Origin of the sequence: Vibrio sp. 10N.261.55.A10 (assembly GCF_041470825.1) — a bacterium.
In the GTDB taxonomy this organism is placed as follows: domain Bacteria; phylum Pseudomonadota; class Gammaproteobacteria; order Enterobacterales; family Vibrionaceae; genus Vibrio; species Vibrio crassostreae_C.
Map to the genome: position 1 here is coordinate 35,971 of NZ_JBFRNC010000050.1, position 18,008 is coordinate 53,978.

The window sequence follows — 18,008 nt, forward strand, 5'->3', positions numbered from 1 at the left end:
GGATCATACAGTCTGGTTAAAAGAGGCGTGGTATGTTTGTCGATTTTTTAGTGAGGTTAACCATAGGCACATTAGCCATTCTTGGCTTTCAATTGAGTGCTTTGTATTTTTTACCTATGGTTGTGCTACTCAATACTCATCACAAAGAGTTTTTTGGGTGGTAGTTCAGTCGTAATACTGGAAACAAAAAACGGAGCCATTGGGCTCCGTTTTTATTTGGTTAGAAGCTACTTTAGCGTTATGCCGCTTCGATAACTTCTTCAATTCGTTTCATTGAACCTAGCAGGTGTTGATCAAGCAGTTCAGTCGCTTGTTCTACATTCTTAGAGAGTACTAGTTTCATGATCATTTCGTGTTCATCAATATTGAACAGATCATCTGATGCGCTTTCTGCAGACATAGCGAGGAAGCGGTAACGTTTCACTTGGTTAATTAGGTCATCAAAGAACTTAAACATGTTCTCTGAATCTGCACCTTCAAGCAGTGCGACATGGAATTGCTGGTGGCGCTCTTCCCATTCTACACAGTCAAACTCTTCAGATACGTACTGTACTCGCGATAGTTTATGGTAAGACGTTAGTACATCCAGTTCCCAGCTCTCATCACCTGCTGCAATCGCTTTTTTAAGCAGAACCGATGATACAACACGAAGGCTTTCGTATAGGTCATTCAGTTCTTTCTTTGATACAGGAGATACCCAGCAGCCTTTTTGTGGCTCTAGTTTGACGTATTTACTCCAAGACAATTGCACTAGGGCTTCACGAATTGGAGATGCACCAACGTTGTATCTATTTTTTAGATCAGCAACAACGAGCTTTTGACCTGGGGTTAATTCACCGTTGAGAATATCTTGGCGAATCATCTTTGATACTTTGTCAGTGAGAGTAGGACTAGACATTACAAACCTCATGTATATTTGATTTCTAGTCTGCTAATCCATCTCTTGGAAAGAGCCATTGGATATTAACAGTACGTAGTTCTATCTTGTTTGATAATATAGCGTACTGAAAAGTTAGGCAAGATTTGTTTCATAAAAAAAGAGGGCCGAAGCCCTCTTTTATATTTTTATGCGAATCGGTTCATTCTTATAGAACGTGAACAGATGCCGTGTTTGTAGTACCAGAAGCTACTAGAGCGCCAGAAACCATTACTACGATATCGCCTTTGTTACCTAGGCCAGATTGTAGAGCGATTTCTTTACCGTTGATGTAGAACGTGTCTGTGTTCTCGATAGAATCAACAAGAACTGGTTTAACACCTTTAGTAAGAACTAGCTGTGCAGCTGTCTTTTCGTTAGTTGTTAGAGCAAGGATGTTTGCTGTTGGGAAGTACTTACGTACTGAACGTGCAGATTTACCGCCTTCAGTTGCAACAACGATTAGAGGAGCAGCTAGCTTCTCTGCTGTATCTACAGCGCCTTTACATACTGCTTCAGTGATGCGTAGACGTGGGCTGTCTAGACGAGAACCTAGCTCAGCTTTAAGAGCTGAATCAGTGCGGTTCGCGATTTGAGCCATGATAGTAACAGCTTCAACTGGGTACTTACCTTTAGCAGTTTCACCAGAAAGCATTACTGCATCAGTACCATCCATGATTGCGTTCGCAACGTCACCCGCTTCAGCACGAGTTGGACGTGGGTTGCTGATCATAGAGTCAAGCATTTGAGTTGCAGTGATAACCATCTTACGTGCACGGTTACACTTCTCGATCATCATCTTCTGAGCGAAGATTACTTCTTCAGCTGGGATTTCAACACCTAGGTCACCACGAGCAACCATGATGCCGTCAGAAGCTTCAAGGATTGAATCGAAGTTATCTACACCTTCTTGGTTTTCAATCTTAGAAATGATGTGGATGTTCTCGCCGCCGTTAGCGTTTAGAAGCTCACGGATTTCTTTAACGTCTTCTTCTTTACGGATGAAAGAAGCAGCAACGAAATCTACGCCTTGCTCACAACCAAACTTAAGGTCAGCTTTGTCTTTCTCAGAAAGAGCAGGAAGTTGAACAGAAACGCCAGGAAGGTTAACACCTTTGTTTTCGCCTAGAGCACCGTTGTTAAGAACTTTACACTTAACTTCAGTTTCTGTTGTTGCGATAACTTCCATTTCGATTAGGCCGTCATCAACAAGGATAGTGTTACCTGCTGTTAGGTCTTTAGCGAAACCTAGGTAAGTTACTGCTACTACGTCTTTGTTACCAACAACTGTTGCGTCAGTTGTGAAAGTGAACTCTTGACCAGCTACTAGATCTACGTCGTTACCATCTTCAAGTTTGATAGTACGGATTTCTGGACCTTTAGTATCTAGAAGGATAGCAAGTTGCTCACCTTTGTTTTCCATTACTTTACGGAAGTTCGCGATACGAGTGCCGTGCTCTGCGAAATCACCGTGAGAGAAGTTAAGACGCATAACGTTCATGCCAGCATCTACTAGTTCAGTTAGCTTCTCTACAGATTCAGTTTTAGGGCCAATCGTACATACGATTTTGGTCTTTTTCATGGAAGGTACTCTCCGGTAAGTATTGTTACAATTTGAAATTTATTTAAGTTCTGAAGATTGGTCCGCTACATCAACATTTTGTGCCTGTTGTGTAAAAGCGCGGGACTTCCAATATGTCCTTCAGAGTTGTAAGTCTTTCATCAATTTTAGTCATTTTATGACTAAAAGATTTTGATTCAATATCGGTTTTCTGTGACTTACCCCACTATATAGGGGGTAAGTTGCAAAAAAATAACAGTCAGTTTTGTAATTTTTTTTCTTTTCGGGTGCGGATTCTACCACCTAATGAGTTCAATATCACTGCTTAACAATTGTCTTAGGACAAGGTTTTATCGCTATTTATTAATTTTTTGGATCAAAATAAATGGACTAAATAGTTTCGTTGTAACTATAATATGTTTCACATCGAAACTTAGTGGCCTTTTTTAAATGTCGAAACGAAACACCCAACTCAGAAGACATGCAATTTCTAACCTAGTGAATGAAAAAGGGGAGGTTAGTGTTGATGAATTATCCGCTAAGTTCGAAACCTCAGAAGTCACTATTAGAAAGGACTTGGCGTCTTTAGAGAAAAACGGTCAGCTTTTACGCCGTTATGGTGGTGCGATTTCGTTACCGAAAGAGGTTGTCAACGAAGAGCTGGGTCAACAAGTTTCGACTCGAAAGATTTCATTGGCAAAAGCCGCTGCAGATTTAATTCGCGACCATAACCGCATCGTGATCGATAGTGGCAGTACGACCGGTGCTCTAATTCAGCAGCTTAATGCTAAGCGTGGCTTGGTTGTTATGACCAACTCATTGCACGTTGCTAATGCGCTTAATGAGCTTGAAAGCGAGCCGACGTTATTAATGACTGGCGGCACTTGGGATACCCATTCGGACTCTTTCCAAGGCAAAGTTGCAGAGTCGGTACTTCGTGCTTACGATTTTGACCAACTATTTATTGGGGCTGATGGTATCGACCTCGATAGAGGCACAACCACGTTTAACGAACTGGTTGGCCTGAGCAAAGTAATGGCTGAAGTGTCACGAGAAGTGATCGTGATGGTTGAGTCGGAAAAGGTGGGACGAAAGATCCCGAACTTAGAGCTGGCATGGGAACACATTGACATCTTAATTACCGATACAGACTTAGGCGAAGAATCCAAAGCAAGTATCGAATCACATGATGTTCGAGTGATCCTGACCGATCCAGCGTAAAAACAAATTTAAGTATTATGCATTTACCTTCCTATAATTGATCTTAATGAAGATTTGGCCTTTGCTTGCTGCCAATAGGAATAAAACAAAATTGATGGAGTGAAACTATGTGTGGAATTGTTGGTGCAGTAGCACAGCGTGATGTAGCTGAAATTTTAGTAGAAGGCCTTCGTCGTCTAGAATACCGTGGCTACGATTCAGCTGGTGTCGCTGTAGTCGATACTGAATCTAACCTAACTCGTGTACGCCGCCTAGGTAAAGTACAAGAGCTAGCTGACGCAGTAGAAGAGCAACAAGTGATTGGTGGTACAGGTATCGCTCATACACGTTGGGCGACACACGGTGAGCCGTCTGAAGCGAACGCACACCCACACATGTCTGGTGATATTGCCGTTGTACACAATGGCATTATCGAAAACCACGAAGCACTGCGCGCTATGCTGCAAGAGCGTGGTTACGTATTTACTTCACAAACGGATACAGAAGTTATTGCTCACTTAGTTGAGTGGGAACTTCGCACTTCAGCTTCTTTGGTTGAAGCGCTACAGAAAACAGCAAAACAATTAGACGGTGCGTACGGCACGGTTGCGGTTGATCGTAAAGATCCTAGCCGTATCGTTGTAGCTCGTTCTGGTAGCCCGATCGTTATCGGTTTTGGTGTCGGCGAGAACTTCCTTGCTTCTGATCAACTGGCGCTACTGAGCGTAACTCGTCGCTTCATGTACCTAGAAGAAGGTGATGTTGCTGAGGTAACTCGTCGTGATGTTACGGTATTTGATGTAGCGGGTGAGCGTGTTGAGCGTGAAATCGTTGAGTCAAACGCTGAACACGACGCAGGTGACAAAGGTCAATACCGCCACTTCATGCAGAAAGAGATCTTCGAGCAGCCAACAGCGCTGATCAATACAATGGAAGGCCGTATCTCTGACACTTCGGTTATCACTAACGCGATCGGCGTTAAAGCTGAAGAGATCCTAAGCAAGGTTGAACACGTGCAGATCATCGCATGTGGTACGTCTTACAACTCAGGCATGGCAGCGCGTTACTGGTTTGAATCTCTAGCTGGCGTAAGCTGTGACGTAGAGATTGCTTCTGAATTCCGTTACCGTGATTTCGTTGTTCGTCCGAACAGCCTATTGGTGACTCTGTCTCAATCTGGTGAAACGGCGGATACGCTTGCTGCACTTCGTCTTGCAAAAGAGAAGGGTTATATGTCTGCAATGACTATCTGTAACGTTGCGGGTTCTTCACTGGTTCGTGAATCTGATTTTGCCTTCATGACTCGCGCAGGAACAGAGATCGGTGTTGCTTCTACTAAAGCTTTCACAACTCAACTAGCAGCGATGCTGATGATGGTAACGTCAATTGGTCGCCTACAAGGTCGTATCAATGAAGAAAAAGAAGCGGAAATCGTTCAAGCACTTCACCAACTGCCTGCTGATATCGAGAAAGCATTAGCGTTCGATAAAGAAATTGAAGCACTGGCACCTGATTTTGCTGATAAGCATCACACACTGTTCTTGGGTCGTGGTGAGTTCTACCCAATCGCGATGGAAGCGTCTCTTAAACTGAAAGAGATCTCTTACATCCACGCAGAAGCATACGCAGCTGGTGAGCTTAAGCACGGTCCTTTGGCTCTTATCGATGCAGATATGCCTGTAGTCGTTATTGCACCAAGCAACGACTTGCTAGAGAAGCTGAAATCGAACGTTGAAGAAGTGCGTGCTCGTGGCGGTCTACTTTACGTATTCGCTGATGAAGATGCGGGCTTTGAAAGCGATGAGAACATGAAGATCATCAAGATGCCTCACGTAAGTGAAGTAACAGCGCCTATCTACTACACAGTACCGATGCAGCTGCTGTCTTACCATGTCGCACTAATCAAAGGTACCGACGTTGACCAACCTCGTAACCTAGCGAAAGCGGTAACAGTTGAGTAATCGACAGCTTACCTAAGATATAGATAATAAGAAGCCCATCCTGTGATGGGCTTTTTTATGTCTGTTAGTTAACGATCAGTGTTAGAGCTAGCTGTAGCGTCATTAAGCGCTCAGTGCTTGCTCTAGGTCAGCCAAGATATCGTCAATGTGCTCGATACCTACTGATAGGCGAATCATCTCCGGTGATACACCGGCTTGTTTCTGTTCAGCTTCGCTTAGTTGACGGTGTGTCGTCGAAGCTGGGTGACAAGCGAGAGATTTCGCATCGCCAATGTTAACTAAGCGCTTGAAGATTTGCAGTGCATCATAGAAGCGAACACCGGCTTCATAACCGCCTTTTAAACCAAAAGATAGAATGGCCGATGGCTTACCTTGCATGTACTTTTCAGCGAGTGGATAGAATTCTGAATCAGGCAGGCCAGCGTAACTTACCCAACTGACTTTCTCGTGTTGCTTGAGGTATTCCGCTACTTTCAAGGCATTCTCTGTGTGTCGCTCCATGCGTAGCGACAACGTCTCCAAACCTTGCATCAACATGAAAGCATTCATTGGTGACAGTGCTGCACCTGTATTACGTAGGGGAACCGTTCTAGCACGACCAATAAACGCAGCCTCACCAAAGGCCTCGGTATAAACCACGCCATGATAAGAAGGCTCTGGCTGATTAAACACAGGGAAGCGGTCCTTGTGCTGTGCCCATGGGAATTTACCTGAGTCGACAATCACGCCACCTAACGTTGTACCGTGACCACCCACGTATTTAGTTAGTGAGTGCACCACGATGTCAGCACCAAAATCGATAGGTTTACACAGTACAGGCGTCGCCACCGTGTTATCAACAATCACAGGTACACCTTGTGCGTGAGCAAGTTCAGCAACACGCTCTAAGTCGATAATATTACCTGCTGGGTTACCGATACTTTCACAGTAAACCGCCTTGGTTTTTTCATCGATCAGTGCCGCTAAGCTTTCTGGTTTGTCGTCTTTAGCAAAACGAACTTCAATTCCTTGGTTTGGCAACATGTGAGCAAATAGGGTGTAAGTACCACCGTAAAGCTGAGGCGTTGAGACAATGTTGTCACCGATTTGCGCCAACGTCTGAATCGCGTAGTTGATCGCAGCACTGCCCGCACTTACCACTAAGCCTGCAATCCCCCCTTCTAAGGCTGCCATGCGTTTTTCTAACACATCATTGGTTGGATTCATTATCCGTGTGTAGATATTACCTGGCACCGCAAGGTTAAACAGGTCGGCGCCATGTTGTGCGTCATCGAATTCGTAAGCGACGGTTTGGTAAATAGGTGTGGCAACCGATTTGGTTGTTGGATCAGTTTCGTAGCCGAAGTGAATCGAGAGTGTTTCGTCTTTCATGTTTCTTCCCTGAACTATTGAATGATTTGTGTACACTCATATTGCCGATTTTTTTATAAAAGAAAAGTATGTTTAGTCACAGAGAGGCAATTGGAATTGTGTGCGGGATGATTCGTTATTGGTTAGGAAATGCAGGGCGTAAGTTGTACAGATTTAGAAAAGCAAAAAGCCAGAGCAGCATGAACTGTTCTGGCTTTTCTAATTTGGTGGCCCCTCCCAGATTTGAACTGGGGACCGAACGATTATGAGTCGTGCGCTCTAACCACTGAGCTAAGGGGCCGTAGGGCATAGATTATAGGGGAAGCGTTCAATGGTGTCTAGACACTATAAGGGGCAATTCCGCTTACATCTTAGCCACTTAAATCACACAGATAAAAAAAAGGTGAGCCAACGCTCACCTTTTCTTATTTATGCTTAAAAGCTAACCACACTTGAGTGTGCGATTACTCGTCTAGGAAGCTACGCAGAGTTTCTGAGCGGCTTGGGTGACGAAGTTTACGTAGTGCTTTTGCTTCGATCTGACGGATACGTTCACGAGTTACGTCGAACTGTTTACCAACCTCTTCAAGAGTGTGGTCAGTGTTCATGTCGATACCGAAACGCATACGCAGTACTTTAGCTTCACGAGGTGTTAGGCCTGCAAGAACGTCTTTAGTTGCACCGCGTAGGCTGGTTGCCGTTGCAGAGTCTAGAGGTAGTTCTAGCGTTGTATCTTCGATGAAATCACCTAGGTGCGAATCTTCGTCGTCACCGATTGGTGTCTCCATTGAGATTGGCTCTTTAGCGATTTTCAGTACTTTACGGATCTTGTCTTCAGGCATTTGCATGCGTTCAGCTAGCTCTTCCGGAAGTGGTTCACGACCCATCTCTTGTAGCATTTGACGAGAGATACGGTTTAGCTTGTTGATCGTTTCGATCATGTGAACCGGAATACGGATAGTACGAGCTTGGTCGGCAATCGAACGAGTGATTGCTTGACGGATCCACCAAGTAGCGTAAGTAGAGAACTTGTAACCACGACGGTATTCAAACTTATCTACGGCTTTCATCAGACCGATGTTACCTTCTTGGATTAGATCCAGGAATTGTAGACCACGGTTTGTGTACTTCTTAGCAATCGAGATTACTAGACGTAAGTTCGCTTCAACCATCTCTTTCTTCGCACGACGAGCTTTCGCTTCACCGATGGACATACGACGGCTGATATCTTTGATGCTTTGAACAGTAAGAGACGTTTCACGTTCGATCATATCCAGTTTTTGGATAGAGCGACGGATGTCGTGCTCGTTACGTTTGATCTTTTCTGCGTATGGCTTGTCTGAAGCAAGAACTTCATCCAACCATGCTTCGCTAGATTCGTTGCCTGTAAATAGAGCAATGAAAGATTTCTTCGGCATTTTGCCGTATTCAACCGTTTGACGCATGATTAGGCGTTCTTGAGTACGTACGCGATCCATAGAGTTACGCAGTTCGTTTACTAGGTAATCAAACTGTTTTGGTGTTAGACGGAACTCTTTGAATACGTCTTGCATCATTGTCGTTGCAAGCATTGCTTTCGGGCTTTCATGGCCGTACTCGTTGATCGCTAGTTGACGATTCTGGTAGCTAGTACGAAGTGCTGTGAACTTCTCAAGAGCAAGTTCAGGATCGATACCTGTATCTTCTTCTTCCTCTTCCTCGTCGTCTTCTGCGTCTTCTTTGTCTTCGTCTTCCAGATCAGTTTCAGCAAGTTCTGAACCGATGTGAGTCGCCGTTGGCGCAGCTGTGCCATCGTCGTCTGGGTCAACAAAGCCATTGATTAGGTCTGTTAAGCGAATCTCTTCTGCTTGTACGCGGTCAAACTGTTCCAAGATGTATGGAATAGTGCCTGGGTACTCAGCAACCGATAGTTGAACTGTATTGATACCATCTTCAATACGCTTCGCAATGTCGATTTCGCCTTCACGAGTCAGTAGTTCAACTGTACCCATTTCACGCATGTACATACGAACTGGGTCAGTAGTACGGCCAATCTCGCTTTCTACGCTTGAAAGCGCAGCAGCTGCAGCTTCGGCTGCATCTTCATCTATATTGGCATCGTCATCATTAAGTGCTAGATCATCAGCATCAGGTGCAGTTTCAACTACCTTGATACCCATGTCGTTAATCATTTGAATGATGTCTTCTACCTGTTCAGAATCCACGATTTCTGCAGGTAGGTGGTCGTTTACTTCGGCGTAGGTCAGATAGCCTTGTTCCTTGCCTTTAATAACAAGTAATTTAAGCTGTGACTGCGGATTTTGATCCATAGATGATATCCAACTTCAGGTCTGGTGAAGGACGTTGCATTCTCAAATGCAAACCAATTATGTTAACAAATTTATTAAATGCTGACTAATCAAACAGGGTTACGCTTTTAGATCTAGCATTAAAGCTAGTAGCTCCCTTTTTTCTTCGGCTGATAAACCGACGCTTCTTGCTTTGGCCTGCAGGTTTTCAATCTGTTTTTCAACGCACTGGGCAAGTATATTGTCCAATGAGTCTAAAAATATGTCTTCTTGATTGTCTTCGTCGAGGGGGATTTCCCAGCTCGCGAGACGAGACAGAAGAGCCTCATGTTTATTGTGTCGCCAATGCTCTAATAATTGGCCTGTGTTGATATGGGGATGCGCATGGCATTTATCAAGTACTTCGACGAATAAACTTAGCCCAGGCAACTGTAAGCCTTTGACACTTGATAAATCCGGTACCATATCAGCATAGCTCGGATTTTGGATAAGCAAAGCGATAACTTCACGCATTGGAGTGCGTTTCAGCTCTTTATGCGGTTGAGGTATCGGGTTCTGTGTATGAACACGCGCTCGCCTCAATTGGTTATCAAATCCAGTGCGCTCATCGAGCAATTTTTCGAGCAACTCTTGGAAGTAACTGTCAGGGATTTTGTTAATCAATGCGCTAGCGTGTGCGCGCAGTGCTGATTTCCCTTCGGTTGTTCCCAAGTTTAACTTGTGTATTTCAATCAGGTTATCGAACAAATAGGTCGAAAGCGGCGTCGCATTGTGGACCAGTTGTTCAAAAGCGGCTTTGCCATGCTCTCTAATATAGCTGTCTGGGTCTTCACCGTCGGGCAAGAACAGAAACTTAAGCGTGTTACCGGTTTTGAGATACTCAAGTGCGTTTTCTAGTGCGCGCCATGCGGCCTCTTTACCTGCTCGGTCACCATCGTAACAACAAACCACAGTGCTGGTTTGACGGAACAACATTTGAACATGGTCGCCGGTTGTCGAGGTGCCCAGTGATGCTACTGAGTAATCGACACCATATTGCGCGAGTGCCACGACATCCATGTAACCTTCAACCACAAGTATTTGCGGCGGTTCACGGTAGGCTTGCAGCACTTCATAAAGGCCGTAAAGCTCTTTACCTTTATGGAAGATAGGCGTTTCTGGTGAGTTGAGGTATTTTGGTGTGCCGTCTTCTAATACACGACCACCAAAACCAATCACACGGCCACGACGATCACGAATTGGGAACATTACGCGTCCACGGAATCGGTCGTATCGGTTACCTTTATCGTTCTCAATTAGCATGCCGCCAGTCACGAGCATGTCTTGGGCTTCTTTCTGTTGGCCAAAGTTCTTACGAACTAAGTCCCACTCATCGGCCACATAACCAATACCAAACTTCTGGACGATCTCGCCCGAAAGGCCACGATTCTTTAGGTAATCAATCGCAGGTTTGTTGGCTGATATTTTCAGTTGAGAGCGGTAAAAATTACTGATGCCGCCCATCAAATCGTAGAGGTTACGTTTTTGTTCGCTGTTGGCTCTTGGTGCTGTTGATATCTCGCCGCTGCGCTGTTCTCTAGGAACGTCGAGGCCTAAGAAAGAGGCTAGCTCTTCAATAGCTTCAACAAAATCGAGGCGTTCGAACTCCATAATGAAGTCGATAGCATTACCGTGTACGCCACAACCAAAGCAGTGATAAAACTGTTTTTCTTGGCTTACGCTAAAAGAAGGGGTCTTTTCGTTGTGGAATGGGCAACAAGCACCATAGTTTTTGCCTTTTTTCTTAAGTTTCACGCGTGCGTCCACAATGTCGACAATGTCGAGACGCGCTAGGAGATCATCGATGAAACTACGCGGGATGTGTCCTGCCATAAAACCTTAGAAAAATGCACTAACTGAGAGTGTGGATAATAATAGTTTGAATAGGTTACAGATACAAACAAGCCGTGCGTTCCGAAGGATTGCACGGCTTGTTGCAATTTGATTTGGGATTAAGCGAGTTTAGAACGAACTAAACCACTAACTTTCCCCATATCTGCACGCCCTTGAATTTGTGGTTTCAAGATAGCCATTACTTTACCCATGTCTTGCATGCCCGCTGGTTGAGCTTCGGCGATTGCGCTATCAAGTAGTGCAATAACTTCTTCATCAGTTAGCGGTTGAGGCATAAAGCCTTCAAGTACCGTAATTTCTGCTTTTTCCACGTCAGCAAGATCTTGACGATTTGCTGATTCATATTGAGCAACAGAATCGCGACGTTGCTTAACCATTTTAACTAATACAGCAAGAATGTCGTCGTCGTTCAGAGTGATCCGTTCGTCAACTTCACGTTGCTTAATTGCTGAAAGAGCTAAGCGGATAGTGCCAAGGCGCGGTTTGTCCTTGGCTTTCATCGCTAATTTTTGCTCTTCTTTGAGTTGTTCAATAAGAGCCATAACTCAGTCCTTATGGATTAAGTTATTAGTACAGGCGAACGCGACGTGCGTTTTCGCGAGCTAGCTTCTTAGCGTGACGCTTTTGAGCTGCTGCTTTAGCGCGTTTGCGAACTGTAGTTGGCTTTTCGTAATGCTCGCGACGGCGAACTTCAGAAAGGATACCTGCTTTTTCACAAGAGCGCTTGAAACGACGTAGTGCAACGTCGAACGGTTCGTTTTCACGTACTTTAACTATTGGCATATGCCTTTCACCTCAGGGGTTATTCATTATCGCTGGCTACTCAGTACCAAATCAGAGAAGTTACCCATCGAGCTAACTCTCTATTCGCGTTTGGCCATTAACCAGCTTGATCAAAAATGGTGCGGAATTTTAATCCGATCACAGTGGCTTTGTAAAGCACTTTGTCGATTATAGTCTGTACAATATTTGTTTGAAGAGCTTAGGCAGGGTAATATTGCGCTAATTTCCCATTTTAGACGAAAGCGTGCCGAGAAAATTATGCGCATTATTGGTATTGAAACCTCTTGTGATGAAACAGGAATCGCGATTTATGATGATGAGCAAGGGCTGCTTTCTCATCAATTATATAGCCAAGTAAAGCTGCACGCCGATTACGGTGGTGTGGTACCTGAGCTAGCTTCACGTGACCACGTGAAAAAAACAATTCCTCTTATTAAAGCGGCATTAGCAGAAGCGAACCTAACGTCGAAAGACATTGATGGTGTGGCTTACACGGCTGGCCCTGGTTTAGTGGGTGCACTGCTGGTTGGTGCAACGATTGGTCGCAGTATTGCTTATGCGTGGGGAGTGCCTGCAGTGCCTGTTCACCATATGGAAGGTCACCTTCTTGCGCCAATGCTAGAAGATAACCCACCACCATTCCCATTTGTGGCTCTGTTGGTTTCTGGCGGCCATACCATGATGGTAGAAGTGAAAGGTATTGGTGAATACCGAATCCTTGGTGAATCGATTGATGATGCAGCGGGTGAAGCGTTTGATAAAACCGCGAAACTGATGGGCTTAGATTACCCTGGTGGTCCATTGCTATCTCGCTTGGCAGAAAAAGGCACTCCGGGTCGTTTTAAGTTCCCGCGTCCAATGACCGATCGTCCGGGTTTAGATATGAGCTTTTCTGGTCTGAAGACGTTCGCAGCGAATACCATTCGTGATAACGATAATGATGACCAAACTCGTGCTGATATTGCTTACGCGTTTCAAGAAGCCGTTTGTGCAACCTTAGTAATCAAGTGTAAGCGTGCCTTGGTTGAAACGGGCATGAAACGTATAGTTATCGCTGGCGGTGTAAGTGCCAACAAACAACTGCGCGTTGAGCTTGAGGCGCTTGCTAAGAAAGTCGGTGGTGAGGTGTACTACCCACGCACTGAGTTCTGTACAGATAACGGTGCGATGATCGCTTATGCGGGCATGCAGCGCCTAAAGAATGGCGAAACGGCTGATTTGTCTGTTCATGCCACACCGCGTTGGCCTATTGACCAGCTAGAGCCAATTGCGTAATTGACTATAGTGTTTCGATAAACGGTCGCCTTGTGCGGCCGTTTTTATATCCTAGCTTACCGACTGTATGTCGATAAATAATTGCTGATAGAGATTAGGGAAGAAAATGAACAAGTTCACAGTAGACAATCAATCGATGGCGTACCTAGATGAAGGTCAAGGCCCTGTTGTTGTACTCGGCCACAGCTACCTTTGGGATAGTGCAATGTGGAAGCCGCAGATCGAAGCGTTAAAAACTCAGTATCGCTGTATTGTTCCAGAGCTTTGGTCTCATGGTGAATCTCAAGCAGCACCCACTTCGATGCGTAACTTGAAAGATTACGCTCAGCACGTTTTGGCTCTGCTTGATCATTTAGAGATCGAAGAATTCTCAGTGGTTGGCTTATCGGTTGGCGGTATGTGGGGGACTGAGTTAGCGGAACTTGCACCTGCACGTATTAAGTCTTTGGTTCTAATGGATACTTTTGTGGGTTTAGAACCAGAAGTTGCTCACGCAAAGTACTTCAGCATATTAGATACCATCACTCAAACCAAGACGGTTCCTCAGCCAATTGTTGAAGCGGTTGTTCCACTGTTCTTCGCTAATGATACGCAAACCAACACGCCAGCTTTAGTTGAAGGTTTTACTCAGCAGTTATCAGCTCTTGAGGGCGACAACGCTGAAGAAGTGGCACGAATTGGTCGAATGGTGTTTGGACGTCGCGATATGATTGAATCGGTAGAGAACTTTGCTCTGCCTGTTTTGATTGCTGTAGGACAAGAAGATAAACCACGTCCGGTACTTGAGTCATACCTAATGCACGATTGCATTACGGGCAGTGAATTAGTGGTGATTCCTGGCGCAGGTCATATTAGCTCGTTAGAGCAACCAGAGTTTGTGAACACAATGCTGAAGACGTTTTTAGATAAACATCTGCTATAAGCTTTAAATACTGAATATTATGGTTCGGCTTAGACGTGACAGTTTAAGCCGATTTTTTTTGTCCGAGTTTTGGTTCGCTGCCATCGAGTAGGCGGCGGATATTCTGGTGGTGACGTAACACGATCAAACAGCACAGCATGGCTACTGGCAGTGTGTATTGAGGTTTGACTAACCAAGCGTAGAAAGGGGCAAGTAGCACAGTAACCAGTGCCGCTAAAGAAGAGTAACGAAACAAAAACGCGACCACTAACCAAGTCGCCATGATCATTCCGGTTAGATCGAATCCTATTGGGGCGATAGCGCCAAGTGCGGTTGCCACGCCTTTACCACCTTTGAAGTGGAAGAAGATCGGATACATATGGCCAAGACACGCCGCAATTGCCACAACCCCAAGAATGATTGGGTCGATCTTGAGGTAGTAGCCAAGCCAGACAGGGATAGTGCCTTTCAGCATGTCACACAAAAGGACGGCAGCTGCTGCGCCTTTACCGCCAACACGCAGGACATTGGTTGCTCCTGGGTTGTTAGAACCTACTGTTCGAGGATCTGGGAGCCTCAAAACTCGGCATATCAAGACCGCACTAGAGATTGAACCTAGTAAGTAGGCAGCAATGATCATGATAAGTGCCAATGGGGTCATGTCTGTCCTTTAACGGTTATACGCCTAACGATGGGAAAATAATGCTCAATCCAAGAGTAATTGATATCATATCTCGAATTACGCAAATAATACGTTTTTTTCCCCAATTTGGGTATCCGACCTCTAAAAGGACAAGTCATGGCACTGGATAAAGTTTTCATTGAGCAGCTAGAAGTAATTACAACGATCGGTGTTTACGATTGGGAGCAAGAGATCAAACAGAAACTGGTGCTTGATATTGAAATGGCTCATGACAACCGCCCAGCAGGCAAGAGTGATGATGTGGTTGATGCTTTGGATTATTCGAAAGTGAGCACTGCAGTACTTGAGCACATTGCAAATGGCCGTTTTCTACTCGTAGAACGTGTTGCTGAAGAAGTCGCAGAGCTTATTATGACTCAGTTCTCTGTGCCGTGGATTAAAATCCGATTGGCTAAACCTGGCGCAGTGCCACAAGCAAAAGCCGTTGGTGTGATCATCGAACGAGGTCAAGCATGACAGTAGCCTATGTTGGTGTTGGCACGAACATAGACCGCGACAAGCATGCAAGGGTGGCATGGACAGAGCTTCAATCGTTAGGGACTAACCTTAAATGCTCTAAAATCTATCACTGTGAGCCCGTCGGTTTTAATAGCCATCCGTTTTATAACTTTGTGATAGAGCTCGACACGTCACTCTCATTGACTGAATTTTCACAGCAGCTGCGTAAAATTGAGTTTAAATGGGGTCGCTCTCAAGATGCGCACAAACTACAAGATCGAAAACTCGATCTTGATATTGTGCTGTTTGGAGAGGAGGTTTCTGAGCGTGAGCCAGAATTACCACGCAGTGATATCTACAAATATCCTTTTGTAACACAACCGCTTTATGATCTTTGTCCTGCGCGAGTGATCCCGCAAGACGGAAGAACCGTCAGTGAAATATGGCAGAAGATGCAGCAATTAGACTCGCTCTCTGTCGTAGATATAAAACTATAATTTTTAAGGTAAGTAATGAGTTATTTTGAAGCGTTTATATTGGCGTTGGTGCAAGGCTTTACAGAGTTTTTACCTATTTCCAGTTCTGCACACCTAATCCTTCCTTCTGCTGTTTTAGGCTGGGAAGATCAAGGTTTGGCCTTTGATGTCGCTGTCCACGTTGGTACTTTGGCAGCTGTTGTTATCTATTTCCGTAAAGAAGTGGTCTCTCTGTTGAGCGCATTCTTTGGTTCAGTGTTTAAAGGCGATCGCAGTAAAGAAGCGAAGTTAGCGTGGATGATCATTCTCGCGACGATTCCTGCGTGTATCTTTGGCTTGTTGATGAAAGATATTGTTGAGCTTTACTTACGCAGTGCGTGGGTGATCGCGACGACAACGGTTATCTTTGGTCTATTGCTATGGTGGGTGGACAAGAACTCAAGCCTGCGCGATGACGAATACCAAGCGGGTTGGAAAAAGGCGCTGTTTATTGGTCTTGCTCAAGCAATGGCGATCATTCCGGGCACGTCTCGTTCTGGCGCAACCATTACCGCGGCGCTTTACCTTGGTTTCACACGTGAAGCAGCGGCTCGATTCTCTTTCTTGATGTCTATCCCAATCATCACTCTGGCTGGTGGTTATTTAGGTCTTAAGTTGGTGACAAGCGGTGACCCAATCCATGTTGGCACTTTGCTAACGGGTGTTGCGGTGTCTTTCATCAGTGCTTACATCTGTATTCACTTCTTCTTGAAGCTTATCTCTCGTATGGGCATGACACCGTTCGTTATCTACCGCCTGATTCTAGGTTGTGGTCTGTTTGCTTTCTTAATTATGCAGTAACAGACACAGGCAACGGTCTCGCTGTAAGAATTGAAACAAAAGGCCCGCTTAACTGCGGGCTTTTTAATACGTTTTAGTTAGTGCGGTGACGATTAACTGCTAGCAAGTTCTGATAGAGCGTTTTCAATTGCGATGGCTCTGCGTTTCTCTTGTTCTTCTCGAATATCTTTACCTTTAAAGCCATCGGCAATAATCGCCTTAACTTCGACTTGAAGCGCCGCTTGGTAGGCGACTTCAAAGCGCGCTTTTTGAGGATAAGGCTGATCTTCTAATCCTTTTCGGCCTGCGTGGTCGGCCTGGCAGCAAAGTAGTATATCGTCGAGCCTATCTGGCTTACGCCAAACATCGAACTTGTTGAGAACCTTGAGAAAGGTGGTTGGTTTGAGCTCGCCTGCGCGGTGGATATTAGAATGTTGCTCGCACACTAACAACGCAAGGTCTCTGAACTCATTGGGCACTCTCACTCGCTCACACAGTTTCTTGATTATCTTAACACCTGTGTGGCAGTGCATTTTATGGCTTGGCCATTCAGCTTGTGGTGTGACGCCTTTACCTAAGTCATGCACTTGAGCTGCAAAGCGTACCGGTAGCGATGGGCTTAATAGTGCGGCTTGCTGAGCAACCATCAGAGTGTGAATACCCGTGTCGATTTCAGGGTGCCATTTTTCAGGTTGAGGGACGCCAAATAGAGCGTCAATCTCAGGTAATACGACTGCCAATGCACCACACTCTTTCAATACAGAGAGGAACACTTCAGGGTGCGGTGTACTAAGAGACTTATGCCACTCTTGCCAAACTCGCTCTGCAGTAAGGTGTGCCAGCTCACCGGATTGGACGATCTCACTCATCATATCCATGGTTTCAGGTGCAACCGTGAAGTTAAGATGGTGAAGCTTGGCGGCGAAGCGAGCCACACGCAGTACACGAAGAGGGTCTTCAACAAAAGCGTCTGAAACGTGTCTTAAGATACGATCCGAGAGATCTTTCTGGCCATGATAAGGATCGTGAAGTTGGCCTTTATCATCTTGAGCTATAGCGTTGATGGTCAGATCTCGACGCATCAGGTCTTCTTCCAAACTCACGTCTGGCGCGAAGTAACATTCGAAGCCTGTGTAACCAGAGCCTGATTTTCTCTCAGTGCGAGCCAGTGCGTGCTCTTCTTTGGTTCTTGGGTGCAAGAATACCGGGAAATCTTTTCCCACAGCAGTAAAGCCAAGGTTTTCCATCTCTTGAGGGGTACTCCCTACCACGACCCAATCTCTATCATAACTATCAATATTGAGCAGCTTATCGCGCACTGCTCCACCGACTAGATAGCGTTGTAGCCCGTTGTCTTTTGGTAGGCTATCGTAAATTTGCAACTTATCACCTCGAAATGTTTTATCACTGCTGGACTTTACTGCAAGCAATGGTACTTTCCATT

16 protein-coding genes and 1 tRNA gene are annotated in these 18,008 nt (G+C 45.2%); 7 read left to right on the forward strand and 10 right to left on the reverse strand.

Annotated features, from left to right (window positions below; translation table 11 throughout):
• Window positions 1-238: 238 nt before the first annotated feature.
• Together AB4274_RS15525 and pykF are read right to left on the reverse strand one after the other, a co-directional pair.
• The gene (locus AB4274_RS15525; protein WP_136982221.1) at window positions 239-910 is read right to left on the reverse strand and encodes a GntR family transcriptional regulator; all 672 of its coding nucleotides are present in this window, start codon (window positions 908-910) and stop codon (window positions 239-241) included.
• 175 nt (window positions 911-1,085) lie between these two features.
• Window positions 1,086-2,498, reverse strand: a complete 1,413-nt coding sequence (gene pykF / locus AB4274_RS15530; RefSeq protein WP_136982222.1) for a pyruvate kinase PykF — start codon at window positions 2,496-2,498, stop codon at window positions 1,086-1,088.
• 429 nt (window positions 2,499-2,927) lie between these two features.
• Between pykF and AB4274_RS15535 the strand changes: the two genes are divergently transcribed.
• Both AB4274_RS15535 and glmS read left to right on the forward strand, forming a co-directional pair.
• The gene (locus AB4274_RS15535; RefSeq protein WP_017061404.1) at window positions 2,928-3,698 is read left to right on the forward strand and encodes a DeoR/GlpR family DNA-binding transcription regulator; all 771 of its coding nucleotides are present in this window, start codon (window positions 2,928-2,930) and stop codon (window positions 3,696-3,698) included.
• Window positions 3,699-3,805: 107 nt separating this feature from the next.
• Entirely contained in the window at window positions 3,806-5,638 is a 1,833-nt protein-coding gene (glmS, locus tag AB4274_RS15540; protein ID WP_017061405.1) for a glutamine--fructose-6-phosphate transaminase (isomerizing), read from the forward strand.
• Window positions 5,639-5,740: 102 nt separating this feature from the next.
• On the opposite strand, the gene AB4274_RS15545 is transcribed toward glmS, so the two are convergent.
• The 6 genes from AB4274_RS15545 to rpsU form a co-directional block, all read right to left on the reverse strand.
• The gene (locus tag AB4274_RS15545) at window positions 5,741-7,009 is read right to left on the reverse strand and encodes an O-acetylhomoserine aminocarboxypropyltransferase/cysteine synthase family protein (protein WP_372112571.1); all 1,269 of its coding nucleotides are present in this window, start codon (window positions 7,007-7,009) and stop codon (window positions 5,741-5,743) included.
• Window positions 7,010-7,213: 204 nt separating this feature from the next.
• Window positions 7,214-7,289: transfer RNA gene (locus tag AB4274_RS15550), tRNA-Ile, on the reverse strand.
• A gap of 163 nt (window positions 7,290-7,452) precedes the next feature.
• Window positions 7,453-9,297 (reverse strand): RNA polymerase sigma factor RpoD, encoded by a 1,845-nt coding sequence (rpoD, locus tag AB4274_RS15555; protein ID WP_048614894.1) that lies wholly within the window; start codon window positions 9,295-9,297, stop codon window positions 7,453-7,455.
• 99 nt (window positions 9,298-9,396) lie between these two features.
• Window positions 9,397-11,148: a DNA primase gene (dnaG, locus tag AB4274_RS15560; protein ID WP_102428404.1), complete on the reverse strand. Its 1,752-nt coding sequence runs from the start codon at window positions 11,146-11,148 to the stop codon at window positions 9,397-9,399.
• 119 nt (window positions 11,149-11,267) lie between these two features.
• Entirely contained in the window at window positions 11,268-11,711 is a 444-nt protein-coding gene (locus AB4274_RS15565) for a GatB/YqeY domain-containing protein (protein ID WP_017069475.1), read from the reverse strand.
• Window positions 11,712-11,736: 25 nt separating this feature from the next.
• Entirely contained in the window at window positions 11,737-11,952 is a 216-nt protein-coding gene (rpsU, locus tag AB4274_RS15570) for a 30S ribosomal protein S21 (RefSeq protein ID WP_004396009.1), read from the reverse strand.
• 258 nt (window positions 11,953-12,210) lie between these two features.
• Here rpsU and tsaD point away from each other — a divergent pair, with 258 nt between their 5' ends.
• Both tsaD and AB4274_RS15580 read left to right on the forward strand, forming a co-directional pair.
• Window positions 12,211-13,227, forward strand: coding sequence for a tRNA (adenosine(37)-N6)-threonylcarbamoyltransferase complex transferase subunit TsaD (gene tsaD, locus AB4274_RS15575; RefSeq protein ID WP_017061410.1), 1,017 nt, complete (start codon window positions 12,211-12,213; stop codon window positions 13,225-13,227).
• 106 nt (window positions 13,228-13,333) lie between these two features.
• On the forward strand, window positions 13,334-14,149 hold the full coding sequence (locus AB4274_RS15580; RefSeq protein ID WP_372102381.1) for an alpha/beta fold hydrolase: 816 nt from the start codon (window positions 13,334-13,336) through the stop codon (window positions 14,147-14,149).
• 43 nt (window positions 14,150-14,192) lie between these two features.
• Here the strand turns inward: AB4274_RS15580 and plsY are convergent, their stop codons facing one another.
• Window positions 14,193-14,789, reverse strand: a complete 597-nt coding sequence (gene plsY, locus AB4274_RS15585) for a glycerol-3-phosphate 1-O-acyltransferase PlsY (protein ID WP_009847793.1) — start codon at window positions 14,787-14,789, stop codon at window positions 14,193-14,195.
• Window positions 14,790-14,927: 138 nt separating this feature from the next.
• Between plsY and folB the strand changes: the two genes are divergently transcribed.
• From folB to AB4274_RS15600, 3 genes are read left to right on the forward strand one after another with little or no spacing between them, the layout of a single operon-like run.
• On the forward strand, window positions 14,928-15,287 hold the full coding sequence (gene folB, locus AB4274_RS15590; RefSeq protein WP_017061412.1) for a dihydroneopterin aldolase: 360 nt from the start codon (window positions 14,928-14,930) through the stop codon (window positions 15,285-15,287).
• The gene (gene folK / locus AB4274_RS15595) at window positions 15,284-15,766 is read left to right on the forward strand and encodes a 2-amino-4-hydroxy-6-hydroxymethyldihydropteridine diphosphokinase (RefSeq protein ID WP_017061413.1); all 483 of its coding nucleotides are present in this window, start codon (window positions 15,284-15,286) and stop codon (window positions 15,764-15,766) included. The genes folB and folK overlap by 4 nt, the downstream gene beginning before the upstream one ends.
• 15 nt (window positions 15,767-15,781) lie before the next feature.
• Complete coding sequence (locus AB4274_RS15600) at window positions 15,782-16,585, forward strand: undecaprenyl-diphosphate phosphatase (RefSeq protein ID WP_372112573.1); 804 nt, start codon at window positions 15,782-15,784, stop codon at window positions 16,583-16,585.
• A gap of 92 nt (window positions 16,586-16,677) precedes the next feature.
• Here the strand turns inward: AB4274_RS15600 and AB4274_RS15605 are convergent, their stop codons facing one another.
• Complete coding sequence (locus AB4274_RS15605) at window positions 16,678-17,994, reverse strand: multifunctional CCA addition/repair protein (RefSeq protein WP_372112575.1); 1,317 nt, start codon at window positions 17,992-17,994, stop codon at window positions 16,678-16,680.
• Window positions 17,995-18,008: the final 14 nt, after the last annotated feature.